Below are 22141 nucleotides of genomic sequence, written 5' to 3'. Positions count from 1 at the left end.
ATGTTTAAAAATAATTAATAATTAAGCGGAATTTCTACTAGCATTGGTATTTCCAAAAAGCGATCGGGTAACAATTTTTTCGTATACTTTTACCAATTCAGTATCCACTTTTTCGGCTTTATTCAATTCATTTATACGAAGTAGTGCGTATTGTTGTATAGTTAACAAAGGCAACACAATACGTTCTCTAATATCAATTGAAGCTTTACCATCAGGGTAGTTTTCCATCAAAGTAGTATGCCCCGCTATTTTTAACAATAATCGTTCTGTTTCTACAAACTCATCCGAAATAATTTGCCAGAATTCACCAAATTCAGGATCCTCTTTCATGTAAGCTGTTAATGGCAAAAAGGACTTAGCCAAAGACATCATACTATTTTCTAACAAGGTTTTGAAAAATAAAGAACTGTGATACAAATCCGAAACTTTATCCCATTGTCCCGTAGTTTCAAAATGTTTTAAAGCTGAACCCACTCCAAAAAACCCAGGAACATTTTGCTTTAATTGACTCCAAGAGCCCACAAACGGTATAGCGCGTAAATCGGCAAAATCCAATTGTTCTGACTTACTTCTTTTAGATGGCCTACTTCCGATATTGGTTTTAGAATAATATTTTAAAGTACTCATTTTCTCCAAATAAGGAATAAATTTGGGGTGATTTTTAAAACTCAAATACTTTTCATAACCCAACTCGGCCAATTGTTCTAAAATTTCTTTTTCTTGTGCCGATAATTCATTTTTGGTTTTACTAAAAACCTGATTGGTTACACCAGCACTTAGCAAGTTTTCTAGGTTGTATCTACAAGAATCTAAAGTCCCGAAATTAGAACTAATTGTTTGACCTTGTACGGTAACTTGAATTTCATTATTTTCGATTGTTGGGCCTAAAGAAGCATAAAATTTATGTGTTTTTCCACCTCCACGAGCCGGAGGTCCACCACGTCCGTCAAAGAAAATCACTTTTACGTCATATTTTCTAGACATTTCTGTCAGCATTTCTTTGGCTTTATAAATACTCCAGTTAGCCATTAAATAACCGCCATCTTTAGTTCCGTCAGAGAAACCTAACATGATGGTTTGTTTATTTCCTCTGCTTGCCAAATGTTTTGCATATTCTGGGTTTGTATACAATTGTTCCATAACCAAATGCGCTTTTTGCAAGTCATCTACCGATTCAAAAAGCGGAATAATATCCACACTTGGGTTTTCCCAATTGTTTAATCGAATCATGGCAAAGGTTTCCATAACGTTTAGGGCACTTTCATTATTACTGATGATGTAACGGTTTGCTCCTTCTTCACCATTATTTTGTTGAATGGTTTTAATCGCCTTAATGGATTCGATAGTTGATTTAGTAATTTCATTTTCAAAATCAGCCGAATTTAAATCGCCTGTCACTTTTGAAACAATTTCGATTTTTTCTTCCTCAGACAAATCGTAATAATTAGCGGGAAATAAATTACTTTTTTGGTTTAAGTAATAATCGATAATATCTTTAAAAACAGCATTATGTATTCTACTATTTTGACGAATATCTAAAGTAGCAAAATGAAAACCAAACAAATTAACCCTAACCAACAAAGCTTCTAATTCATCTAAATATAAAGATTGGTGTTCGTCAATAATGATATTGCGTATCACGTTTAATTGTTTTACAAATTCCTCTAAAGTAATGTAGATTTCACCTCTCGAATAAAAAACAGAACGGTATAATTTATTTTCCAATTCGGCTACCAAAGTATCTACGCCTGGAAAAGTTAATTTTCGTTTTAGTTTTCGCATTTCCATGTAATAACACTTCATGATAGAAGTACGCAAACGCTCGGCCACTTTTAGAGTTATTTCGGTCGTAACAAACGGATTTCCATCACGGTCTCCACCTGGCCAAAATCCAAGCTTAATCACTTGATTTTTTATTTCATGATTATGAAAAATATTTTTTTGTAAGTACTGCACTATTTCGCCAGAGGTTTCATAAAAAACATTTTCTAAATACCAGATTAAACTCACCGCTTCGTCAAAAGGGTTTGGTTTTTCGGCTTGAATAAAAGGTGTTTTCCCTAATTGCGCTAACAACCGTTTGATTTCCAATAAATCATTTTTACGTATAGCTTCGGTTAAATCGTTTATGATTCCGAGTACGGGACCAGGATAAAATTGTGTTGGATGCGCCGTTAAAACAGTTCTAACATTAAAGTTTTCGAAAAAATCCATCAGATTTTCATCTTTTTCCTTAGCATTAGCTTTTTCTTTAATATCACGTAATGAACCGCGACCTTCCATATTGTTTACCGCCGGAAAAGCAGCGTCTTCAATGGCATCAAAAAGTACAATTTGTCTTTCGATATATTGAATAAAACGAAACATCAAATCAATTTTTTCTTCTTCTGTAGCTGTACTTAAGTATTTGTTGCTAAAGAAATTAACTATTTCTTTAGGGTTTTCTAGTTTTTTAAAACCTGTTTCGCAAACATCGGTAAACAAAGGCAGTAAAACTCCTGTGTTATCGATAGAATCAAAAGGTAATGTGATAAAAACACTATTATAAATGTTGTATTTAGAAAGAACATCTTGGTTAAAACGCTCAATTTTAGGTAAAGTGTACATAAAAATTAGTTGATTGTTATGTGTTAATAGTCAAAAAAAACCTCAAGAAGCAATTCTTGAGGTAATTATTTAAAATCAGTTCAAGAATATTTTATTACATATTTTTGAAAATAGTATGCATTAAACGCTTCTTATCGTTAATACTTTCTTCTAATGAAATCATTGTTTCAGTTCTGTAAACACCGTCAATATCGTCAATCATAAAAATAACTTCTTTGGCGTGTTTGGTGTCTTTTGCACGGATTTTGCAAAAAATATTAAATTTTCCAGTTGTAACTGAAGCTACAGTAACAAATGGTATTTGATTGATGCGCTCCAATACAAATTTGGTTTGCGAAGTATTGTTCAAGAAAACACCAACATAAGCGATGAAAGAGTAACCTAGTTTGTCATAATCCAAAGCCAATGAAGATCCCATGATAATACCAGCATCTTCCATTTTTTTAACGCGAACGTGAACTGTACCCGCAGATATTAATAATTTTTTTGCGATATCCGTAAATGGAACTCTAGTATTGTCAATCAACATATCTAAAATTTGGTGATCTACTTCATCTAAGCGAAACTTACTCATAAATTCTTTAATTAATATTACTATTTATTACAACAAAGTATAAAAATATATAAAAAAAACAATTATTTGATAATTTTACTAACTTTTTATTAAGCCATTAACAAAAATAATAGTATCATTCAATTTGAAATTTGCCATTTCATCTATTCTAGGAAAATCGCCAAAATCGTCAGAATATTTAGCACCTTTTCCATCATATTCAAAATGGCCAAATTTATTTTCTAAATTGCCAATTTGTGAAAAATATGCATTAAATACAATTTGATTATCGATCAATTCCTCTTTGTATTGTGCAGCAAAATTCGTGATAATTTCGATACCATCATAATTTATTTTAATATTTTTGAATATAAAATCATAAAAAACGACATTATTTTGTGAAATATTCAAATATTTATCAATTGCATCGCTAACTAAATCGTTTTCGTTTAAGTAAGAAAAACTAGCAATTAATGCGAAAAATATAAATTTTCGGGTTTCTTCTCTTAAGTAATCATCAGTATAATGTCCTGCCTCAAACAAAATAGTAGGGACATTCAAATTCTGAAATGTATCTCCTATACAATTGATATTAAAGGAATCATCAAAACGCCCTACTTGTCCAGGAATAAATTTTTGCAAAACATCATTAATAGCAACAATCACTTCAATCGCTTTTAAACGTGATTCGTTAATATCCCGTTCTTCATTAAACGAAGGAGCTAAAAAAGAGGTTGTAGCTGGCTTCCCTGCGGTTCCTGCACCAAAAATTGTACGTTGGTCATGTAGATTAAAGCAATAGTCTGGTTTAAAATCTTCAAAAACAGCTCTTAAAATTCTACTTTCGGGCTGAGTCAAATTTTGAGAATCCCTATTTAAGTCCACCTCATTGGCATTTACACGCGTATAAGCCTCGGCTCCATCTGGATTTAATAATGGTAAAGCACAAAAAGTAAATTTTTCTAATAATGCATTAGCAAATTCAGATTTACTATGCAATACATTAAAAAAATCAAATAACGCTTTAGTTGTGGTTCCTTCATTACCATGCATTTGCGACCACAAATAAATTTTAGTTTTACCTCTACCAATTGTATAGGAATAAATCGGTTTTCCAAGAACAGATTCGCCTACTTTTTTTAATTGATTATTAGTGTTTAATTGTAATAAAAGTGGTTCCACTTCTGCCAAAGTAATATAGCGTCCAAAAAGTTTTTGCTCTTTATTTTCTTTAAATAATAATTCTAAATCCATCAGTTTTGTTTTAGTTTACAAAAGTAAACATCTTTACTTTTACAATTGTAAATTGTTTATTTTTTAAAAAATTTATAATTGTAAACAATTTCTACGCTCTGTTTAAGTACTTAAAATTCATTTTTGTAACTACTATTTTATTGATTTTAAATTAAATCATTAATTATTAAATATCAATACTTTAAAATAAATTATATAAAGTTAAATAATAGACAAAAACAACACTTCGACCTTAATTTAAATCTCTTTTTGTCGAAATTAAATTTTATTTGTTACATTTGTAAAACATCTTATTTTTTAAATAATTTACAATGGTAAACATTGATGCTTTTATAAAAAGACTCGAAAAAATTTTGGATTATTATAATCTTAATGCTTCCACTTTTGCCGATAAAATTGGTGTACAACGCTCCAGCATGTCGCATTTATTATCTGGAAGAAACAAACCCAGTTTGGACTTTATCCTAAAAATAACCGAAGTTTTCCCAGAAGTGGATTTGTATTGGATTATAAACGGAAAAGGGAATTTCCCGAAAAATTATTTGACAGAAGATGCCATTTCAAAACCACTTCAGGATTTAAATTCAAATAATACTCCCCCGCCACTATATACCAAAAAGGAAGATTTATTTTCTGATATTGAAAATATAGAAAATGAATTTGATTTTCCGATATCGCCTTCTAACAATCTAAAAGAGGAAAACGAAATAGAAAAAATTGTAGTTTTTTATAAAAACGGAAAATTTAAACTCTACAAGCCTTAAATTTCTTCTTTACTTTATTTCTTTCAGCTACATTATAAATTTATTTTGGTAAATTTGAGAAAACAGCTCAAATGATGCAACGCCTTTTAAGTTATCTTATACCGATAACTGTTTTTAAAAAAAAATCGCTTCGTAGCAAAACAATCGAGATTAACTGGAATAACGGCGAAATGGTACTTGATACCCTCAACACGAATTATTCTTACGGAAGTTTACAACGAATTTTGCGCTACGGTCTTCAAAATATTGGATTTCACAAGATTGCTAAGATGGAAGCTATTTTGGTTTTGGGCGTCGCCGGAGGTAGCGTAATTAAAACGTTAATAGACGAAATTAAATTTAAAGGAAAAATCACGGGCATTGAAATTGATTCCGAAATGAATGCTATTGCAAATCAGTATTTTAAACTAGATAGTTACAAAAATGTGGAAATTATTATTGAGGATGCTTTTGAATACGTTTTAAAAAACAACCATTTTTTTGATTTGATAATTATTGATGTTTTCGAAGATATCAAAATGCCCAATTTTTTATTTGAGCGTTTTTTTAGTCAGCGAGTTTGTCAAATGCTTAAAAATAAAGGGTTTATTCTATTTAATACTATGTTGCTAAATACTTCACATACTCAACGTAACCAAAAGTACATGTCCGAAATTGATTCAATTTCTTTTTCTGTAAAAGCATTACCGCGTGTAGAAGAACATAACGAACTCATTTTAATTCAAAAAAAATAAAACTAAATATGGACGGTTTTTCAAGCATTTTATCAAACATTCATGCAGCTCCCATAATTGGTTCGGTTGATTATAAATCGTTTGTTCCCATTGATTTATCAAAAAATAATGCCGATTTAACTACTAATCGACTAGAATCGCCTCAAGAATTTGAAAATTACATTAAAGAGTATCTAGAACAAAATAATGCTAAAGTTGCCTACGGCGGTTATCTTGAAGAACGAAAATTATACCAAAGAAGTTCTATTTTCAATAATAACGAAACCGCTGAACGTTCTATACATATTGGCATGGATTTATGGATAAAAGCCGAAACGACAATTAATTGTCCCATTGATGGTGAAATACATAGCTTCAAAAATAATACTGGTTTGGGAGACTATGGTCCGACTCTTATTTTAAAACATATTGTTAAAAATGAAGTTTTTTATACTTTGTACGGTCACCTTTCGTTAAAAAGTATAACCAATCTTTCTCTGGGAACGATTTTGAAAAAAGGAGAAAAATTAGCAACTTTAGGTTATGCTTCAGAAAATGGAAATTATGCTCCTCATTTGCATTTTCAAATTATTAAAAACATAGAAGATCATTGGGGCGATTATCCAGGGGTTTGTAGCAAAGATACAGTTGATTTTTATGCTGAAAATTGTCCAAATCCGAATTTAATTTTAAAAATAAATAAAACATGAAAAAAGTACTTTTAGGTTTACTCCTACTTCTTTTTATAGTAGGATGTAAATCAAAACAAAAAACAACTACAGACTATCCCGAAGTTTCTAAAATGACGGCAGTTCCTGCAAGTGAAGTGGATAAAAATCAAGAAAATAAAGCTTATGAATTGGGAAAACGAGTTTTAATGACCTGTAATACATCCAAATTTAAAGCTTTTGATGCCACTGAAGTTACGCAAGAAGTAATGGAAAATACCACTATAGAACGATTGACAAAAACGTGCACTAAATTCAGACAATGGTATGGCACTTTTATTGATTTAAAATTAGATGGTGTTTATGAAACCAATGAAGAAACAGTGTATCGTTATCATGCTTTATATACCAAAAAAGTTGCTAATAAAGAGCTCCGAGTGTTTGTAAATAAAGATAATTTGGTGTCTGGTATTAAATCCTCCGATTGGGATGATAATTTTGAAAGTAAGTTGGATAAATAATTTATATCCTCTTAAAAACAAAAAAGCTTCAAAATTTCTTGAAGCTTTTTTGTTTTGGTCTTATTTAGTTATTCTTGTCAATAACCAATCGGTTTTCTCTGTTAGCTAATTCCCAAACCACCGCAAAAGCCAATTGAGCTCTTTTTTCTAGGGCATCATATTCTATTTTATCAGGAGTGTCGGTACTTTTATGATAATCGGCATGAACGCCATTAAATAAAAAAACAGAAGGAATACCGTGTTTAGCAAAATTATAATGGTCGGAACGCTCATAAAAACGATTTGGATCATTAGGTTCGTTAAATTTAAAATCCAAATTCAAATGCGTGTATTTTTCATTTTGATTAACCACTATATTGTGCAAATCACTCGACAAACGGTTGGCGCCAATTACATAAACATAATTATTAGTATTGGCGTGTTCCACATCGCGGCGACCAATCATATCAATATTTACATCTGCCACTGTATTTTCTAATGGAAATAAAGGGTGTTCCGAATAATAACGCGAACCGTGTAAACCATGTTCCTCACCCGTTACGTGCAAAAACAAAATAGAACGTTTTGGCCCATTTCCGTCTTTTTTAGCTTTGGCAAATGCTTTGGCAATTTCTAAAAGGGCAACTGTTCCAGAACCATCATCATCGGCACCATTGTAAACTTCGCCATTTTTTACACCCACATGGTCATAATGCGCAGAAATTACGACTACTTCATTGGGTTTTTCATTTCCTTCAATATAAGCCCAAATATTTTCTGAATCTTGCAAATTCAAATTGCGTTTGGCATTTAGATAAGAGGCTGGAATAGGCTGATAAAAACTGTCTGCTCCTTTTGGGTATGAAATAGCATTTTTTTGATATTGCTCAATCATGTATTTTCCTGCTTTTTTTTGACCTTCAGAACCCGTTTCGCGACCTTCCATCTCATCAGAAGCAATAATATAAAGGTGTTTTTTTAAATCGGAAGCTGTTATGATTTTTTCATATTTAGTTAAATCAACATTATTATTCTCCGAAGCTGGTTTTGTACTATTGCACGAATAGAGGCCAGCAATTACAAAAAGGAATGCAATTTTTTTCATAAATTTATATAGCGTGTTTATTTTTCTCTAGTAAAGCGTTTCTTTTAAAAAAAGGAGTAAATGGTCAAACGAACGTTTTGCCGCTTTTTCATTATATGCATTCCCTTTCGAAGGATCATTTCCAGCTTCGGGATTGGTGAAAGAATGAACGGCATTTCCGTAAGAAATAAAACTCCAATCGGCCTTACCGTCTCGCATTTCTTTTTCAAAATTGAGAATGTCTTCGTTGGTTACACTTTTATCATCGGCACCATTACAAACCATAATTTTAGCCGACAAATTAGTTTCGTTAGCTCTGTTTGAATCTTTACGAAGTCCACCATGAAAAGAAACAACTCCTTTTACGTTCAAATGACCGCGCGCTGCTTCTAAAGCGCCTGTTCCACCAAAACAATATCCAATAACTACTACATCACTTGTTGCTACTCCATTTTGAGTCAGTTGATTTAGAGCAAGCTGAATTCTTTTTTGATATTCTGTAAAATTAGTTTTGTAAAAGCCAGCTATTTTTCCTGCTTCGGTGTTGTCTTTTGGATAATTTCCTTCTCCATAAATATCGGCGATGAAAACAGTATATCCTAATTTGGAAAGCTCGGTAGCAATGTTTTTGGATGATGTATCAATCCCTTTCCAAGCGGGTAAAATTAATACTCCTGCCGTTTTTTTTGATTTAATAGCCGAAGAAGCTAACAATCCATTTAATTTTTGCGAACCATCTTGATAAGAAATTGGCTTTAGTTGTGCAAAAGAATTTGATATAGCCATGATGAAAATGAGTAAAAGATTTAATTTTTTCATAGTTGTTATATTTACAACAAATATCTACAAAAAAACCAAATAATACTGCATCTATGATAGTTAATCTAGTCCAATATTTCGTTTGAAAGCGCAACCCAGTTCAATAATCGAATCGGTTTTGGCAATTCCTGGAATACGGTCAATTTTTTCATACAAAATACTGCGCATGTGCTCGTGGTTTTGAGCAATTAGCTTAACATACAAAGTAAAAGAACCTGTTACGTAATAACATTCAGTAATTTCTGGAATTTTTTTCAGTTCCTCGATCACACGAGCCGAATCTGAATCTTTATTTAAAGTAATTCCGGTAAAAGAAGCCCAATCAAATCCCAGTTTTTTTTCGTCGATTATCGGTTTTATTCCTTTTATAACACCCAATTCCAATAAGCGATTTATCCGTTGATGCACCATCGTATTGGAAATTTTCAAATTAGCAGCAATGACAGAAAAAGCCATTCTTCCTTCTTTTTCCAATTCACCAATTATTTTTATATCAAATTCATCTAAAACAGCCATGATTTATAATTTAAAATTGACTCTAAACATTTAAAATTAACTAAATTTTTAACCTTAAAAGTTATTTTTAAAGTCAAAATTAAGTAATTTTGTTGGTAATTAGACTAATTTATTTCTTTAATCACTAAGTAAATATCCTATCATGCAACAAACTCAAGACACACTTTCTGCACTATCTAATAAAATAATTGAAAAAGAACATCATTATGGCGCTCATAATTACCATCCGCTACCGGTTGTTTTGCAAAAGGGAGAAGGTGTTTTTGTTTGGGATGTTGACGGAAAAAAATATTTCGACTTTCTTTCGGCTTATTCTGCTGTAAATCAAGGTCATTGTCATCCTGAAATTTTACAAGCAATGGTAAATCAGGCGCAAACATTGACATTAACTTCTAGGGCTTTTTATAACGATCAACTAGGGAATTACGAAGAATATGTAACTAACTTTTTTGGTTTTGATAAGGTTTTGCCTATGAATACAGGTGCCGAAGCGGTAGAAACGGCTATTAAATTATGCCGAAAATGGGCTTATGAAGTAAAAGGAATTGCAGAAGAAGCGGCACAAATTATAGTTTGCGAAAATAATTTTCACGGCCGAACCACCACTATTATTTCGTTCTCGAATGATGAAGGAGCTCGTAAAAACTTTGGGCCTTATACCGAAGGATTTATTAAAATTGAATATGACAATTTAGTCGCTTTAGAAAATGCTTTAGAATCTTCAAAAAATATTGCGGGATTTTTGGTAGAACCCATTCAGGGTGAAGCGGGTGTTTTTGTACCTTCAGAAGGGTATTTGGCAAAAGCAAAAGCATTATGCAAAAAACATAATGTTTTATTTATTGCCGATGAAGTACAAACCGGGATTGCAAGAACAGGTAAATTATTAGCCGTTCATCACGAAAACGTACAACCCGATATTTTAATTCTCGGAAAAGCCATTTCGGGTGGTGTTTATCCTATTTCGGCTGTTTTGGCCAATAACGAGATTATGAACGTAATTAAACCAGGTCAACACGGTTCTACTTTTGGAGGAAATCCGGTAGCGGCTGCTGTTGCAATAGCGGCTTTAGAAGTTGTTCAGAAGGAAAAATTAGCCGAAAATGCTGAACGTTTAGGAATTTTATTGCGAAAAGGACTCAATGAAATTGCTGCAAAAAACAAACTTATCACGATTGTTCGAGGCAAAGGGTTACTGAACGCAATTGTAATTGATTGTGACGAAGAGTCGGATTTGGCTTGGAATATTTGTTTGAAATTTAGAGATAACGGTTTATTGGCAAAACCAACACACGGAAACAAAATTAGATTAGCGCCTCCTTTGGTGATTACCGAATCGCAAATTGAGGAATGTTTGACCATTATCGAAAAATCTTTGGCCGAATTTTAAACTAAATAGGAATCAATATAAAAACAAAAAAACTAGTTCCATAAGCTAGTTTTTTTGTTCAATACAATCGATAATCAATTTGGCATGCATTCGCGAATTTTCGATGAACCACTTGTGAGTTTCCATTCCGCCACAGACTACTCCTGCTAAAAAAACGCCTGCAACATTTGTTTCCATCGTTTCTGGATTGTAAGTCGGAATTTTGAGGTGATCATCCGAAAGTGAAATTCCGATTTGTTTTAAGAAATTTAAATTGGGTTGATATCCTGTTAAAGCCAAAACAAAATCGTTTTCTATTTCTACATTTCCATCTGGTGTTTTAATAAGTACTTTTTCATTCGTTATAGCCTCGATATTGGAGTTAAAATAGGCTTTTATGCTTCCTTCCGCAATTCGGTTTTCTACATCAGGTTTTACCCAATATTTTACTCTTTTGTTGATTTCATCTTTTCGAATCACCATCGTAACCTCTGCTCCTTTTCGCCAGCATTCTAAAGCCGCATCAACCGAAGAATTATTTGCGCCTACAATCAGCACTTTTCTAAAAGCATATTCGTGTGCTTCTTTGTAATAATGACGTACTTTTTCTAGGTTTTCTCCAGGAACATCCATCATAATCGGAATGTCATAAAAACCAGTGGCTATAATTATGTTTTTAGAAATATAGGTATTTTTATCGGTAATAACTTCAAAATGAGCTACTTTTTGCTTTTTCACCTCAAGGACTTTTTCAAATAAATGAATATTGAAATCAAAGTAGCGGTGAATATTACGGTAATATTCTAAAGCCTCTTGTCGTCCAGGTTTCGGAGCAAGACAATTAAACGGAATTCCACCAATTTCTAAACGTTCGGCAGTTGAAAAAAAAGTCATGTACAATGGATAATTAAAAATGCTATTAACTAAAGCTCCTTTTTCAATTATCAAGTAATTTAATTTTTTTTGTTGTGCTTCAATAGCGCATGCCAATCCTATCGGGCCACCACCTATAATGATTAAATCATAATTAGTTGTCATTTTTCCAGTTTTTAAATGGGTTTTTGCTTAAATAAGCATTGTAGTATTTTGGATCATTGGTCACTTCTTCGCCCAACCAATTTGGTTTTTCAAAAAGTTCCGCTTCAAAAGCCAATTCTACTTCGGCGATTACCAAACCTTCGTTTTCTTCAAAAAATTCATCAACTTCAAAAACATGGTTTCCAGATTGAATTTCGTATCGAATTTTATCTATAACTCCTTTTTCACATATTGCGAGCAGTTGCTGCGCTTCGTTTAGCGGAATTTCTTTTTCCCACTCAAAACGAGACAAACCCGACTCATTTCCGATACCTTTTATTGTAATATAACCTTTTTCACCCTTAATTCGAATACGAACAGTTCTGGCCACATCCGAAGATAAATAGCCTTGAGCAATACGGTTTTGTGCAAAGGCTTGCGCTTTATAATCGTTATTTAAAACCTTAAATTTCCTTTCAATTTCAATCATAATTCCAAAAAATAACTATACAAGCAAGTTACTCAATTAATTCAAGGTCTAAAAAATAAATTACCATCATAAAAATTAAAAATTAAAATTTATTCATTCTTATCTTACAAGTAAAATTAAAAATATCTGATTATTAAGTATTTGTGTATTTATTTTTTTGTTAAATTTGAGAGAACCTTAACAATAAAATTTTATGTCTAAAAAAACAATTTATCTGTTAGGCATTGTGGTCACCATTATTTTAGGTACGTTTTTGTATTTAAAATTTTGCTGCAATTGCTGTGTTGAACCTCCTATTGAAGAATCAAAAGTCGAAGTATCTCCTACTCCAACTGTTCCTAATTTTACACCTTTTGTTTTGATTGGAAATGATTTTAATTACCACACCAATCAAAATTTGAAATTTTTGCGAAACGATGAAAATATCATCATGCCCGTACAAGATTCGGTTACGATTGGAATTGTCAGCCTAAAAGATTATTTAATTAGTTATCCTAATCAGCGGGTTTTAATTACTGGTTATGCTACTTCTGATGAAAATAATACTACCAATTATGAAAATTTGGCATTGGCAAGAGCAAATACTATTAAAAACTTTTTTGTTTCCAAAGGCCTTCCCGAAACGCAATTCGATACTAAAGGAATTGTGGTAGAGACTTGGAAAATGGATTTAGATACTTTATTAGGACCAGCCGAATATAAAATTTCTGATGTTACAATGGAAACTGCTTCAGGAAATGATCAATGGAATGCCTTGAAGTCAAAAATTAACGCTGATCCGTTGATATTGTATTTTGACACCAACAAAGCCAAAGAATCATTGACAGCTGATGAAAAAGCCAAATTTGATGATATTGTGAAATACGTTCAAAATGTACCATCGGCTATGATTGCAGTTGTTGGGCATACCGATAATGTAGGAAGTAGCGCATCTAACGAAGTTTTAGCCCAAAAAAGAGCTGATTTTGCTAAGTCTTATTTAGCCAAAAATGGAATTGAAGAATCCAAAATTGAAGCCACTAATAAAGGACAAAATGAACCAATGGCTGACAATGCAACCCCTGAAGGACAAGCAAAAAACAGACGAGCAGTAATTACAATTAAATAATAACATTAAAATTAACTATCATGAACATACCTTGTATCTTAATACCTGCGTTAGTAGGACTAATCTGTGGCATTTTGGGTTACTTAATCGGAAAAATGAATTCAAAAAAAGAAGAAGTTTCGGTTTCTTTACAACCTGAATTAGATGCCTGCAGAGAAAATTCGAAATCTCTTTCTGCAAGAATTACGGCTTTAGAGGCCGAGTTAGCAAATGCAAAACTAGCAACTTCAAATATTCAAAGTTTTACAGCTCCTTTAATTGCTTTTGATGCTAATTTGGCGGCTGCGGTATACGGAAAGAAAATAAAAGAAAATGATTTAAAAATTATTGAAGGAATAGGGCCAAAAATTGAAGATTTGTATCATCAAGCAGGAATTAAAACTTGGTACGAATTATCGGAAACTCCTACGGAAAAATCGCAAGCGATATTAGATGCTGGAGGAGAAAATTTTGCCATACACAACCCAGGTACTTGGGCTAGACAAGCTCAAATGGCCTACGAAGGAAAATGGCAAGAACTTAAAAATTGGCAAGAATCTTTAAATAGTGGAAAAGAATAAAATTATTTCCTTTATAAAAAAACCGGCAAATTGCCGGTTTTTTTTATGTTTAATATGATATATTAATCAATAGCTCTTTTGGTAATATCCCCAAAAGCATCAATTCTTCTGTCTCTAAAGAATGGCCAATTTTGACGTACATTTTCTTGTAGATCCAAATCGACTTCGGCAATTAAAATTTCTTCTTTATCATGTGAAGCTTGAGCTAAAATTTCGCCTTGTGGCCCAGCAATAAACGAAGACCCCCAAAATTGAATTCCAGCACTTTCCGATTCTGGTAAATATTGCTCTAAACCAATTCGGTTTGCAGCGGCAACAAAAACCCCATTTGCTACAGCATGTCCTTTCATAACATTCATCCAAGCACCGTGTTGATTTTCGCCGTATTGCTCTTTTTCTTTCGGATGCCAACCAATTGCAGTTGGATAAAACAAAACTTCGGCTCCTTTTAAAGCTGTTAATCGAGCCGCTTCAGGATACCATTGATCCCAACAAATTAAAGTACCCACTTTTCCTTTCTGCGTTTGAAATGCTTGAAATCCTAAATCGCCAGGTGTAAAATAAAATTTTTCATAAAAATGAGGATCATCTGGAATATGCATTTTGCGGTATAGTCCCGCTTCGGTACCATCAGCATCAATAATATAAGCACTATTGTGGTAAATACCCGCCATTCTTTTCTCGAAAAACGGAACAATAATTACAACTCCTAATTCTTTTGCTAATGCACTAAAAGCAATAAAAGAAGTGCTATAAAGAGGCTCTGCCAAGGCAAAATTTTCAACATCTTCACTTTGACAAAAATAATGACTGCTATATAATTCGGGTAGTAAAATAACTTCGGCTCCTTTAGCAGCAGCGTCACGTACCCATTTTAGGCATTTAGCCAGGTTATTTTCAGCAACATCATTTAGGTTTAATTGAATAACCGCAATATTGTATTTTTTGTTTGGCATAGTATTTATTTTAGAGTGCAAAAATAAACATTTTCAAACAGACATTTAGTGAAGGAATTTATAAAATTTTATGATTTAAAATTGTACTTTATTTAAAACAGAAAGGCATTAAATCCAGTACAAAATAGCTAGAAGAGCCATCGAAGCAATAAAAACCCAAAGCAAAATTCCTTGAAATAAAGGTTTTAAACCAACCGACTTTAATACAAATGCATTTAGTCCTGAACCAATTAAAAATAAGGTAATAGTCAATCCTATTTTTGCAATAAATACTATTGATGGCGCTATAAACTGAATTTGAGGCACATAACTATTCAGCAACATGGCCAATATAAACAATCCGATAAAATAAGGTACTTTGATTTTTGTTTTTTTATTTTTAAAAATTGCCGCAGAAAATAATGCTATTGGAATTATCCATAAGGCTCGTGCAAGCTTTACAGTTGTAGCAACTTGCAACGCTTCAATTCCGTAGCGGCTAGCAGCTCCCACAACCGAACTAGTATCGTGAATGGCAACCGCACACCACAATCCGAAATCTTTTTGCGATAAATGAAGTTCGTGTCCTAAAAATGGAAATAAAAATAAAGCTATTGAATTCAGAATAAAAATGACTCCTAATGCCACTGAAGTCTGATTTTCTTCCGATTTAATTACCGGCGCTATTGCAGCAATGGCACTTCCTCCGCAAATTGCTGTTCCGCAAGCGATTAAATGCGTCGTTTTTTTATCTGTATTTAAACATTTACCAAGAAATGTTCCTAGTAATAAAGTCGAAAAAATAGAAGCTATTGTTAAGGTGAATCCTTCTTTACCTGCCGCAATGGCACTACTTACATTCATACCAAACCCCAATCCCACTACCGAAAATTGCAATAAAAACGGACCTGCTTTAGCACTAAAATGAGGAAAAGGATTTCCAATTAAATTGGCCACTAGTAAACCTAATAATAGCGCAATTGGAGGAGTTATCAACGAAAAAAAACATAATATAATAATAAAGAAAAAGATAAGTCGCTGGAAATTATCACTTAGATGAAAAACTTTTTTATATGATATTGAATTGGCTCTCATTGAAAAATTAGGTTACTAATTACCAAACAAAGATCAGTAGATTAGTCCAAATACGCCAATCGTAAAAAGCAATACCCTATAATTTTAAGTTATAATAACTAGTAATTTGTTGAATAAAAATTTCGGTTAACGCGTCCGATTTGCCTTGAAGTGTAATAATGAAAAAATAGCGTATAATAGAAAGTGATTGAACATCCAAAACAGTTAATTCATTATTTTTCAATTCTTTACTTACAGCATGAATGGACATAAAAGCCACACAATTCGAATTCAATAAATAGGATTTTATACTCTCGGTGCTTCCCAAGCGCATTTCAACCTGAAGTTGATTGGCTTTTAAACCGGCTTTTTTTAGTTCGAATTCTATTACTTCTAAAGTCCCAGAACCTCTTTCTCTGGTAACGAATTTTAGATTTTTTAAATCACCAACGAAAATCTCCTTTCTACTGATTAAAGCGTGCTGACTCTTGCAAACCAATACTAATTCATCTTTTAAAAACGGTACATATTTAATCGATTGGTTTTTCGATTGCCCTTCTACAATTCCGATTTCAATTTGTTTATTCAGCAAAGCCGCTTCTATTTGCTCGGTGTTTGCATTGAGCAAATCAACTTTTATATCTTTTAATTTTTGATGGAAACTGGCCAATAAGGGCGGAATAACATATTGAGAAATGGTTGTACTAGCTCCCAATCGTAATAAACCTTGCCGTGCACTAAGTAAAGTACTCATTTCAAAATCTATTTTCCTATAAATTTCGAAAATGTTAGCGGTGTATTTTAGTAGAATTTCCCCTGCTTCGGTTAAAGCGATTTTAGAACCATTTCGTTCAAAAAGTTTGATTTTATACAACTCTTCTAATTCCTGAATATGTTTGGTTACGGCGGGTTGAGAAATATACAATTCTGTTGAAGCTTTTGTAAAACTCAACCGATTAGCCACCGTATAAAAAACTTTAAGTCTAAAATCCATCGAAAATTATTTAGAAAAGTTTAATTAGAAAAAGCAGAAAAACTATTACAACAATCCATTATATTTTCTGATAAACCATTCAGAGCTCAAGGCAATTGCAATAATCGCCAAAAGCCAATACCAATCAATCAATGGCGTGTTATTGGTTACTTTTTTCTGAATAGGTCGGTACTCTTTATTCTGAATTAAATCGGCAATTAAATCCGCCACTTGGTTAGCAAAATATGCTTTTCCGTTGGTTTCTTGTGCTAATTGTTGCAATTTACTAACATCGGGATTTACGAATTGTTTTTCAATATCAAAATCCAAAATTTCAAATTGACTTGAATAGGTGGTTTTTGAATTTAATTCGGTTACTTTAAATTGGTATTTCCCGGCTTGTAAACCATTCAAATTTACTTTAAACGAGTTGTTCGATTTTAATAAATCATAATTTTTTATTTGTTTGGTTTGCGTATTTTGCACAGAAATCGTAAGTCGCGCTTTCTCATCAAACTCATAATTTTTATTGAAATATTCGGCATTAATTTCAATTTCATCACCCGAATTATAAAAATTTTCATGATGAACTTCTAAAGCTTTTTTAGTATTATCTGAAGCTAAAAACTGAATGATTTTATCGATAAAAATATCATATTTTGTAAATTTTTGTTCTTGCACATAATTTTGCAAACGCCACCTCCAACTGTTTTCTCCAAATAAATAGGCCGAACGAGTGTTTTGGTTTTCAACAAAGCATAGTAAAGGAGCTTGTGTGGCTACATTTCGGATTTTAGAAAACAATAAGGTAGAAACATTTCCAGAAGCGGTAATTGTTCCATAAGGATTTTCTAAAGGAGGAAAATTTTCAAAACCAAGATTATCCAAAGCAAATAAATTAAACTGAGCATTAAAACTTGCCAAAAATTCTTCTTTTTGACTGCTCATTTTAAAATTAAAATGGGATTGTTTTTGGTTTAAAAAATTAAAATCTGTGGCAGCACCTGTAATGATAAACGTATTGATTTTTGCAGTTTTGTTATCTTCAAAAATTGCATTAAAAGTTGAGTTAGGCTGATATAAAATCAACACATTATAATCTCGCAATGATTTGATTTGATTTGGGTTAAGCAAAGTTACTTTACGTTGAGCATTAGACTCAATAGCGCGCTTTAAAGCACCAATATCAGGATGTTTGATATTCGAAACCAAAACAATTGTTGTTTTTTGATCGATTATTTCAACCGCAAAATTTTTAGAATTGTTAAAACTATTTTTTTCGTTTATACTGCTTGAAATGGTAGCTTTAAAAACCTGCAAACCCACTTTATCGGCAGGTAAATTTAAATTAACAACAGCTGTTTTATTGTTTTGGGTAAAACTCACTTTTTGTTTGGCAACAATTGTGTTTCCGTTTTTAATGGTAAAATCGGCTGAAATTGATTTATTACCCGAATACTGCAAAAAAACTTCAACTGGAAATTTATTCTTTAAAAACGCATACTTATTTGCATTTAATTGATTGATTTTTAAGTCGAAAAAAGTAGTGGTATCTCCTACTATAATAGGAAAAACTCGATTTTTGTTTTCAAATCGATACACATAATCGTTCCCTGTTGTTTGGTTTCCATCAGTAATCATTACCGTTGGAAAGTTGCTATTTTTATAAATACTTTTTAAACTTTTTGCAACAGCATCAAAATTGGTTTGATTTCCTTTAAAATCAAAAGTTGTGCTGGCTTTAAAATCGGTATCAAATTGATAACTTTTGATTTCGAATTTTTCTTGCAAAGCGGGATTTGAAATTATTTCCTTGTAACTAGTCAGTGCTTCTTGGTTTGATTTTAAAAAAGCTACAGAACTCGAATTATCCACAACAATAGGAAGAGGTGTTTTAATAATTTCAATTGTATTGTTTGTAATTACAGGATTGATAAGCAATACCAACAAACTGAACAGGCTTATAAATCGTAAAAAAGCCAAAAACAAATGCAAATTTGATTTGTTTTTGGCTTTGTATAGGTATTGAAAAAAAGACAACCCAACAGCTATTAATATCGAAAGTAGTAATAATTGAATCGTGTTTGTTGTCATTAATTTTTATTTAAAAATAGAAAAATTTAAAGATTAAAAAAATTATTAAGAGAGTAATATAAATCTTTAAATTCTTAAATGAATGAATGCTTTTACTTTATACTAAGTAAGCATTCCTCCGCAAACATTTAAAACTTGGCCCGTTACGTAAGAACTCATATCAGAAGCTAAGAACAAACAAGCATTGGCAACATCTTCGGTAGTTCCACCTCTTTTTAACGGAATTCCTTCTCTCCAACCTTTTACAACTTCTTCGCTCAATTTAGCCGTCATTTCAGTTTCAATAAAACCAGGCGCAATGGCATTGCAACGAATATTACGAGAACCTAACTCTAATGCAACGGATTTAGTAAAACCAATTGCTCCTGCTTTTGAAGCGGCATAATTGGTTTGACCTGCATTACCTGAAACTCCCACAACCGAACTAATGTTGATAATAGAACCGGCACGTTGTTTTAAAAAAGTTTTTTGAATGGCTTTAGTCATATTAAAAACTGACTTTAAGTTAACATCTACAACTTGATCAAAATCAGCTTCAGACATACGCATTAACAAGTTATCTTTAGTAATTCCGGCGTTATTTATTAAAATATCAACTGTACCAAAATCAGCTAAAACAGCATCTACAAAACTTTGTGCTTCGTTAAAATCAGCCGCATTCGATTGGTAACCTTTTGCCTTAACACCCAAAGCATTTAATTCAGCTTCAAGCGCATTTGCCGACTCCACAGAGGCGCTATAGGTAAAAGCAACATTGGCTCCGTTTTTAGCAAAAACTTCTGCAATTCCGCGACCAATTCCGCGACTAGCTCCCGTAATTATGGCAACTTTTCCTTCAAGTAATTTCATTTTAAAAAATAATTTAATTTAAATTTTAGATTAGAGTTAGCTATATATTTGAAGCTATTTCTGCTATTCGCTCCACAAGCAACAATATAATTCACGAAGTAATCTCTTCCATTTTATAGAAAAACAAAAAGAACTTCCCTTCCTATCAGTGCCAAAAACGACTTGCCAAATATAGGATATTCCCTTTTAAAAAAAAACCAACAAGCATTGAGATTGTTTTGATTGATTAAATATACTTATTGATCGCTTTATCCCAAGCGGGTAAATAAATGGCCATTAAAGTAAAAACCAATAAAAATAAGTGGTACCAAGCATTTTCAAACAAATCGAAAAAATTTAATTTGCCAGCAGCAAAACTCAAAATTAACAAAACCTGTGCACCATAAGGCAAAATACCTTGAATAACACACGAAAAAATATCCAAAATGGTAGCTGTTTTTCGAGCATCTAAATTGTATTCATCGTTAATTTCTTTTGCAATTCCACCAGTAATCACAATTGACACGGTGTTATTAGCAATTGCTAAATTGGCAAATCCAACCAAAGTTCCAATTCCCAATTGAGCCGATTTTTTAGATTTGATTGTTTTTTTGATATGATACAAAACAAAGTCAATTCCGCCCGCTTTATCTACCATTGCGGCCAATCCGCCTGTAAGCATGGATAATAAGAAAATATCGGTCATACTAGTAAAACCTTCATATATTTTTTGAGAAAAACCCAAAAGTGTAAAATCACCATTCATAAAGCCAATACAACCTGCTAAAATAGTTCCGAAAAATAAAGTCGAAAAAACATTTAAACCCAAAAGTGCTAAAATAACCACGACCAAATATGGAATGATCACCCAAATATTATAATCCTGTACCACAATAGGCGTTGTGGCTATTTCTGAATTAAAACCTAAATAAAATAACAGCAAGACCGTTATTACAGAAGCCGGTAGCGCAATAAACAAATTGATTTTAAATTTATCTTTTAGTTTACAACCTAAAGATTGCGTGGCAGCAATAGTTGTGTCGGATATCATGGATAAATTATCACCAAACATGGAACCACCTAATAAAGCGCCTGCTAATAAAGGTAGCGAAACACCACTAGTTTCTGCTAAACGAACAGCAATTGGTCCAATAGCGACAATTGCTCCCACCGAAGTACCCGTGGCGGTTGATAAAAAAGCGGCAATTAAAAATATTCCCAACGGAAAATAAGACACATTAACAGTACTAATTCCAAAATTCACCACCGCATCTACACCTCCCGTAGCTTTACTCACTGTTGCAAAAGCACCCGCAAGCAAATATATAAGACACATGGTCATAATTTTACTTTCGCCACAACCGGCAATAAACGTATCAATTTTAGAAGAATACGATTGTTTCAATAAAATAAAAGCAGCCACTATACCCACTAAAACTGCAACAGGTGAAGATAGGGCGTAAAAATCATTCAAAAAGATACCTGCTCCTAAAAACGTGAAGATAAAAATCAGCAAAGGAAATAAAGCCCAACCATTCGCATTTGCTTTTAAACTATTTTTCATAATAACCGTACCGCTTATAAATTTTGATAATGTCGGCAAAGATACTCTTTCTTTGTACAAAAAACCGCTGCTGAAATTCACACATAAATAATAACGCCTACAGCTTTTATAAACTATAGGCGTTATTACTTATTTATTTTTGAAATTAAAACTGGTAGCGAATACCTAAACCAACATCAAATCCGAAATTGTCATCATCATGATAACCCGTTCTAATTTCTGGTCTGGCATCTAGCGAAATTAAAATTGGCACTTCTTTAAAACCATATTCAATTCCGATATCTCCAGCTGCATAGACAAAAGTTCCGCTATCATCGTATTGGTGATTATCGTGATGGTTGTGATCCCAACTACCTAATCCACCACCAACTCCAGCATACCAATTAAAATCGCCTTCAATATTCCAAACCCATTGATACAATCCTGTTACTTTAAATGCATCATAATGATTGCTATTTCTCCATCCCAAATCAAATTCTAAACGATTACCTGATGAAACTGCTCTTTGGTACGAAATTTCGCCACCAAAACCGTCGTTATCACTAATTCGAAAACCCAATGCATTTTTTGAAATTCTTTGAGCCTGTGCTGCAAACCCTATTGCAACTAACATAATGGCTGATAAAATGATTTTTTTCATATTTTGATTTT

22 protein-coding genes are annotated in these 22141 nt (G+C 32.5%); 7 read left to right on the top strand and 15 right to left on the bottom strand.

Features of this window, described 5'->3' with window-relative positions:
• Nucleotides 1–21: 21 nt before the first annotated feature.
• The 3 genes from I5M07_RS01530 to I5M07_RS01520 all read right to left on the bottom strand — a co-directional run bounded on the left by I5M07_RS01530 (nucleotide 22) and on the right by I5M07_RS01520 (nucleotide 4414).
• Nucleotides 22–2607: a phosphoenolpyruvate carboxylase gene (locus tag I5M07_RS01530; protein ID WP_200104429.1), complete on the bottom strand. Its 2586-nt coding sequence runs from the start codon at nucleotides 2605–2607 to the stop codon at nucleotides 22–24.
• A 94-nt stretch (nucleotides 2608–2701) separates the two neighbouring features.
• Entirely contained in the window at nucleotides 2702–3181 is a 480-nt protein-coding gene (locus tag I5M07_RS01525) for an Lrp/AsnC family transcriptional regulator (protein ID WP_008468989.1), read from the bottom strand.
• A 78-nt stretch (nucleotides 3182–3259) separates the two neighbouring features.
• Entirely contained in the window at nucleotides 3260–4414 is a 1155-nt protein-coding gene (locus I5M07_RS01520) for a M14 family metallopeptidase (protein ID WP_200104428.1), read from the bottom strand.
• Nucleotides 4415–4725: 311 nt separating this feature from the next.
• Between I5M07_RS01520 and I5M07_RS01515 the strand changes: the two genes are divergently transcribed.
• The 4 genes from I5M07_RS01515 to I5M07_RS01500 all read left to right on the top strand — a co-directional run bounded on the left by I5M07_RS01515 (nucleotide 4726) and on the right by I5M07_RS01500 (nucleotide 7080).
• Nucleotides 4726–5178, top strand: a complete 453-nt coding sequence (locus I5M07_RS01515; protein ID WP_200104427.1) for a helix-turn-helix domain-containing protein — start codon at nucleotides 4726–4728, stop codon at nucleotides 5176–5178.
• 71 nt (nucleotides 5179–5249) lie between these two features.
• Nucleotides 5250–5912, top strand: a complete 663-nt coding sequence (locus I5M07_RS01510) for a spermidine synthase (RefSeq protein WP_200104426.1) — start codon at nucleotides 5250–5252, stop codon at nucleotides 5910–5912.
• A gap of 8 nt (nucleotides 5913–5920) precedes the next feature.
• Nucleotides 5921–6601, top strand: coding sequence for a peptidoglycan DD-metalloendopeptidase family protein (locus I5M07_RS01505; RefSeq protein WP_200104425.1), 681 nt, complete (start codon nucleotides 5921–5923; stop codon nucleotides 6599–6601).
• Nucleotides 6598–7080 carry a hypothetical protein gene (locus tag I5M07_RS01500; protein ID WP_200104424.1) on the top strand — a complete coding sequence of 161 codons (483 nt, stop codon included), beginning with the start codon at nucleotides 6598–6600 and terminating at the stop codon, nucleotides 7078–7080. The genes I5M07_RS01505 and I5M07_RS01500 overlap by 4 nt, the downstream gene beginning before the upstream one ends.
• Nucleotides 7081–7144: 64 nt before the next feature.
• Here the strand turns inward: I5M07_RS01500 and I5M07_RS01495 are convergent, their stop codons facing one another.
• The 3 genes from I5M07_RS01495 to I5M07_RS01485 are packed head-to-tail and all read right to left on the bottom strand — an operon-like array spanning nucleotide 7145 to nucleotide 9478.
• Nucleotides 7145–8164 carry a M28 family peptidase gene (locus tag I5M07_RS01495; protein WP_200104423.1) on the bottom strand — a complete coding sequence of 340 codons (1020 nt, stop codon included), beginning with the start codon at nucleotides 8162–8164 and terminating at the stop codon, nucleotides 7145–7147.
• Nucleotides 8165–8191: 27 nt separating this feature from the next.
• Nucleotides 8192–8962, bottom strand: a complete 771-nt coding sequence (locus I5M07_RS01490) for a dienelactone hydrolase family protein (RefSeq protein ID WP_200104422.1) — start codon at nucleotides 8960–8962, stop codon at nucleotides 8192–8194.
• A 60-nt stretch (nucleotides 8963–9022) separates the two neighbouring features.
• A complete protein-coding gene (locus I5M07_RS01485) occupies nucleotides 9023–9478 on the bottom strand; it encodes an Lrp/AsnC family transcriptional regulator (protein ID WP_200104421.1) in 456 nt (151 codons plus the stop codon).
• Nucleotides 9479–9620: 142 nt separating this feature from the next.
• Between I5M07_RS01485 and rocD the strand changes: the two genes are divergently transcribed.
• Nucleotides 9621–10868 carry an ornithine--oxo-acid transaminase gene (gene rocD / locus I5M07_RS01480; protein WP_200104420.1) on the top strand — a complete coding sequence of 416 codons (1248 nt, stop codon included), beginning with the start codon at nucleotides 9621–9623 and terminating at the stop codon, nucleotides 10866–10868.
• Between the two features lie 45 nt (nucleotides 10869–10913).
• Here rocD and I5M07_RS01475 read toward each other — a convergent pair whose 3' ends face one another.
• Both I5M07_RS01475 and I5M07_RS01470 read right to left on the bottom strand, forming a co-directional pair.
• Complete coding sequence (locus tag I5M07_RS01475) at nucleotides 10914–11885, bottom strand: YpdA family putative bacillithiol disulfide reductase (RefSeq protein WP_200104419.1); 972 nt, start codon at nucleotides 11883–11885, stop codon at nucleotides 10914–10916.
• A complete protein-coding gene (locus I5M07_RS01470) occupies nucleotides 11875–12354 on the bottom strand; it encodes a CYTH domain-containing protein (RefSeq protein ID WP_200104418.1) in 480 nt (159 codons plus the stop codon). The genes I5M07_RS01475 and I5M07_RS01470 overlap by 11 nt, the downstream gene beginning before the upstream one ends.
• Nucleotides 12355–12547: 193 nt before the next feature.
• Here I5M07_RS01470 and I5M07_RS01465 point away from each other — a divergent pair, with 193 nt between their 5' ends.
• Together I5M07_RS01465 and I5M07_RS01460 are read left to right on the top strand one after the other, a co-directional pair.
• Nucleotides 12548–13462: an OmpA family protein gene (locus tag I5M07_RS01465; protein WP_200104417.1), complete on the top strand. Its 915-nt coding sequence runs from the start codon at nucleotides 12548–12550 to the stop codon at nucleotides 13460–13462.
• A 20-nt stretch (nucleotides 13463–13482) separates the two neighbouring features.
• Nucleotides 13483–14022 carry a hypothetical protein gene (locus I5M07_RS01460; protein WP_200104416.1) on the top strand — a complete coding sequence of 180 codons (540 nt, stop codon included), beginning with the start codon at nucleotides 13483–13485 and terminating at the stop codon, nucleotides 14020–14022.
• Between the two features lie 62 nt (nucleotides 14023–14084).
• Here I5M07_RS01460 and I5M07_RS01455 read toward each other — a convergent pair whose 3' ends face one another.
• From I5M07_RS01455 to I5M07_RS01425, 7 genes are all read right to left on the bottom strand, one after another.
• Nucleotides 14085–14978 (bottom strand): carbon-nitrogen hydrolase, encoded by an 894-nt coding sequence (locus I5M07_RS01455; protein ID WP_200104415.1) that lies wholly within the window; start codon nucleotides 14976–14978, stop codon nucleotides 14085–14087.
• A 108-nt stretch (nucleotides 14979–15086) separates the two neighbouring features.
• Nucleotides 15087–16052, bottom strand: a complete 966-nt coding sequence (locus I5M07_RS01450; RefSeq protein ID WP_200104414.1) for a YeiH family protein — start codon at nucleotides 16050–16052, stop codon at nucleotides 15087–15089.
• Between the two features lie 76 nt (nucleotides 16053–16128).
• Nucleotides 16129–17025, bottom strand: a complete 897-nt coding sequence (locus tag I5M07_RS01445) for a LysR family transcriptional regulator (RefSeq protein ID WP_200104413.1) — start codon at nucleotides 17023–17025, stop codon at nucleotides 16129–16131.
• Between the two features lie 45 nt (nucleotides 17026–17070).
• A complete protein-coding gene (locus tag I5M07_RS01440; protein ID WP_200104412.1) occupies nucleotides 17071–19098 on the bottom strand; it encodes a hypothetical protein in 2028 nt (675 codons plus the stop codon).
• A gap of 102 nt (nucleotides 19099–19200) precedes the next feature.
• Entirely contained in the window at nucleotides 19201–19947 is a 747-nt protein-coding gene (gene fabG, locus I5M07_RS01435) for a 3-oxoacyl-[acyl-carrier-protein] reductase (RefSeq protein WP_200104411.1), read from the bottom strand.
• 226 nt (nucleotides 19948–20173) lie between these two features.
• The gene (locus I5M07_RS01430) at nucleotides 20174–21490 is read right to left on the bottom strand and encodes a Na+/H+ antiporter NhaC family protein (protein ID WP_200104410.1); all 1317 of its coding nucleotides are present in this window, start codon (nucleotides 21488–21490) and stop codon (nucleotides 20174–20176) included.
• A gap of 145 nt (nucleotides 21491–21635) precedes the next feature.
• Nucleotides 21636–22130 (bottom strand): hypothetical protein, encoded by a 495-nt coding sequence (locus I5M07_RS01425; RefSeq protein WP_200104409.1) that lies wholly within the window; start codon nucleotides 22128–22130, stop codon nucleotides 21636–21638.
• Nucleotides 22131–22141 lie beyond the last annotated feature (11 nt).

Source organism: Flavobacterium agrisoli, from assembly GCF_016522065.1.
GTDB classification, from domain to species: domain Bacteria; phylum Bacteroidota; class Bacteroidia; order Flavobacteriales; family Flavobacteriaceae; genus Flavobacterium; species Flavobacterium agrisoli.
The sequence above is the reverse complement of the archived record's forward strand: the minus strand, read 5'-3'. Positions and strand labels throughout refer to the sequence as shown.

Bases quoted from the DNA above. Each gene is read 5' to 3' on its own strand.
- I5M07_RS01530 (WP_200104429.1), bottom strand. From the start codon at position 2,607: ATGTACACTTTACCTAAAATTGAGCGTTTTAACCAAGATGTTCTTTCT.
- I5M07_RS01525 (WP_008468989.1), bottom strand. From the start codon at position 3,181: ATGAGTAAGTTTCGCTTAGATGAAGTAGATCACCAAATTTTAGATATG.
- I5M07_RS01520 (WP_200104428.1), bottom strand. From the start codon at position 4,414: ATGGATTTAGAATTATTATTTAAAGAAAATAAAGAGCAAAAACTTTTT.
- I5M07_RS01515 (WP_200104427.1), top strand. From the start codon at position 4,726: ATGGTAAACATTGATGCTTTTATAAAAAGACTCGAAAAAATTTTGGAT.
- I5M07_RS01510 (WP_200104426.1), top strand. From the start codon at position 5,250: ATGATGCAACGCCTTTTAAGTTATCTTATACCGATAACTGTTTTTAAA.
- I5M07_RS01505 (WP_200104425.1), top strand. From the start codon at position 5,921: ATGGACGGTTTTTCAAGCATTTTATCAAACATTCATGCAGCTCCCATA.
- I5M07_RS01500 (WP_200104424.1), top strand. From the start codon at position 6,598: ATGAAAAAAGTACTTTTAGGTTTACTCCTACTTCTTTTTATAGTAGGA.
- I5M07_RS01495 (WP_200104423.1), bottom strand. From the start codon at position 8,164: ATGAAAAAAATTGCATTCCTTTTTGTAATTGCTGGCCTCTATTCGTGC.
- I5M07_RS01490 (WP_200104422.1), bottom strand. From the start codon at position 8,962: ATGAAAAAATTAAATCTTTTACTCATTTTCATCATGGCTATATCAAAT.
- I5M07_RS01485 (WP_200104421.1), bottom strand. From the start codon at position 9,478: ATGGCTGTTTTAGATGAATTTGATATAAAAATAATTGGTGAATTGGAA.
- rocD (WP_200104420.1), top strand. From the start codon at position 9,621: ATGCAACAAACTCAAGACACACTTTCTGCACTATCTAATAAAATAATT.
- I5M07_RS01475 (WP_200104419.1), bottom strand. From the start codon at position 11,885: ATGACAACTAATTATGATTTAATCATTATAGGTGGTGGCCCGATAGGA.
- I5M07_RS01470 (WP_200104418.1), bottom strand. From the start codon at position 12,354: ATGATTGAAATTGAAAGGAAATTTAAGGTTTTAAATAACGATTATAAA.
- I5M07_RS01465 (WP_200104417.1), top strand. From the start codon at position 12,548: ATGTCTAAAAAAACAATTTATCTGTTAGGCATTGTGGTCACCATTATT.
- I5M07_RS01460 (WP_200104416.1), top strand. From the start codon at position 13,483: ATGAACATACCTTGTATCTTAATACCTGCGTTAGTAGGACTAATCTGT.
- I5M07_RS01455 (WP_200104415.1), bottom strand. From the start codon at position 14,978: ATGCCAAACAAAAAATACAATATTGCGGTTATTCAATTAAACCTAAAT.
- I5M07_RS01450 (WP_200104414.1), bottom strand. From the start codon at position 16,052: ATGAGAGCCAATTCAATATCATATAAAAAAGTTTTTCATCTAAGTGAT.
- I5M07_RS01445 (WP_200104413.1), bottom strand. From the start codon at position 17,025: ATGGATTTTAGACTTAAAGTTTTTTATACGGTGGCTAATCGGTTGAGT.
- I5M07_RS01440 (WP_200104412.1), bottom strand. From the start codon at position 19,098: ATGACAACAAACACGATTCAATTATTACTACTTTCGATATTAATAGCT.
- fabG (WP_200104411.1), bottom strand. From the start codon at position 19,947: ATGAAATTACTTGAAGGAAAAGTTGCCATAATTACGGGAGCTAGTCGC.
- I5M07_RS01430 (WP_200104410.1), bottom strand. From the start codon at position 21,490: ATGAAAAATAGTTTAAAAGCAAATGCGAATGGTTGGGCTTTATTTCCT.
- I5M07_RS01425 (WP_200104409.1), bottom strand. From the start codon at position 22,130: ATGAAAAAAATCATTTTATCAGCCATTATGTTAGTTGCAATAGGGTTT.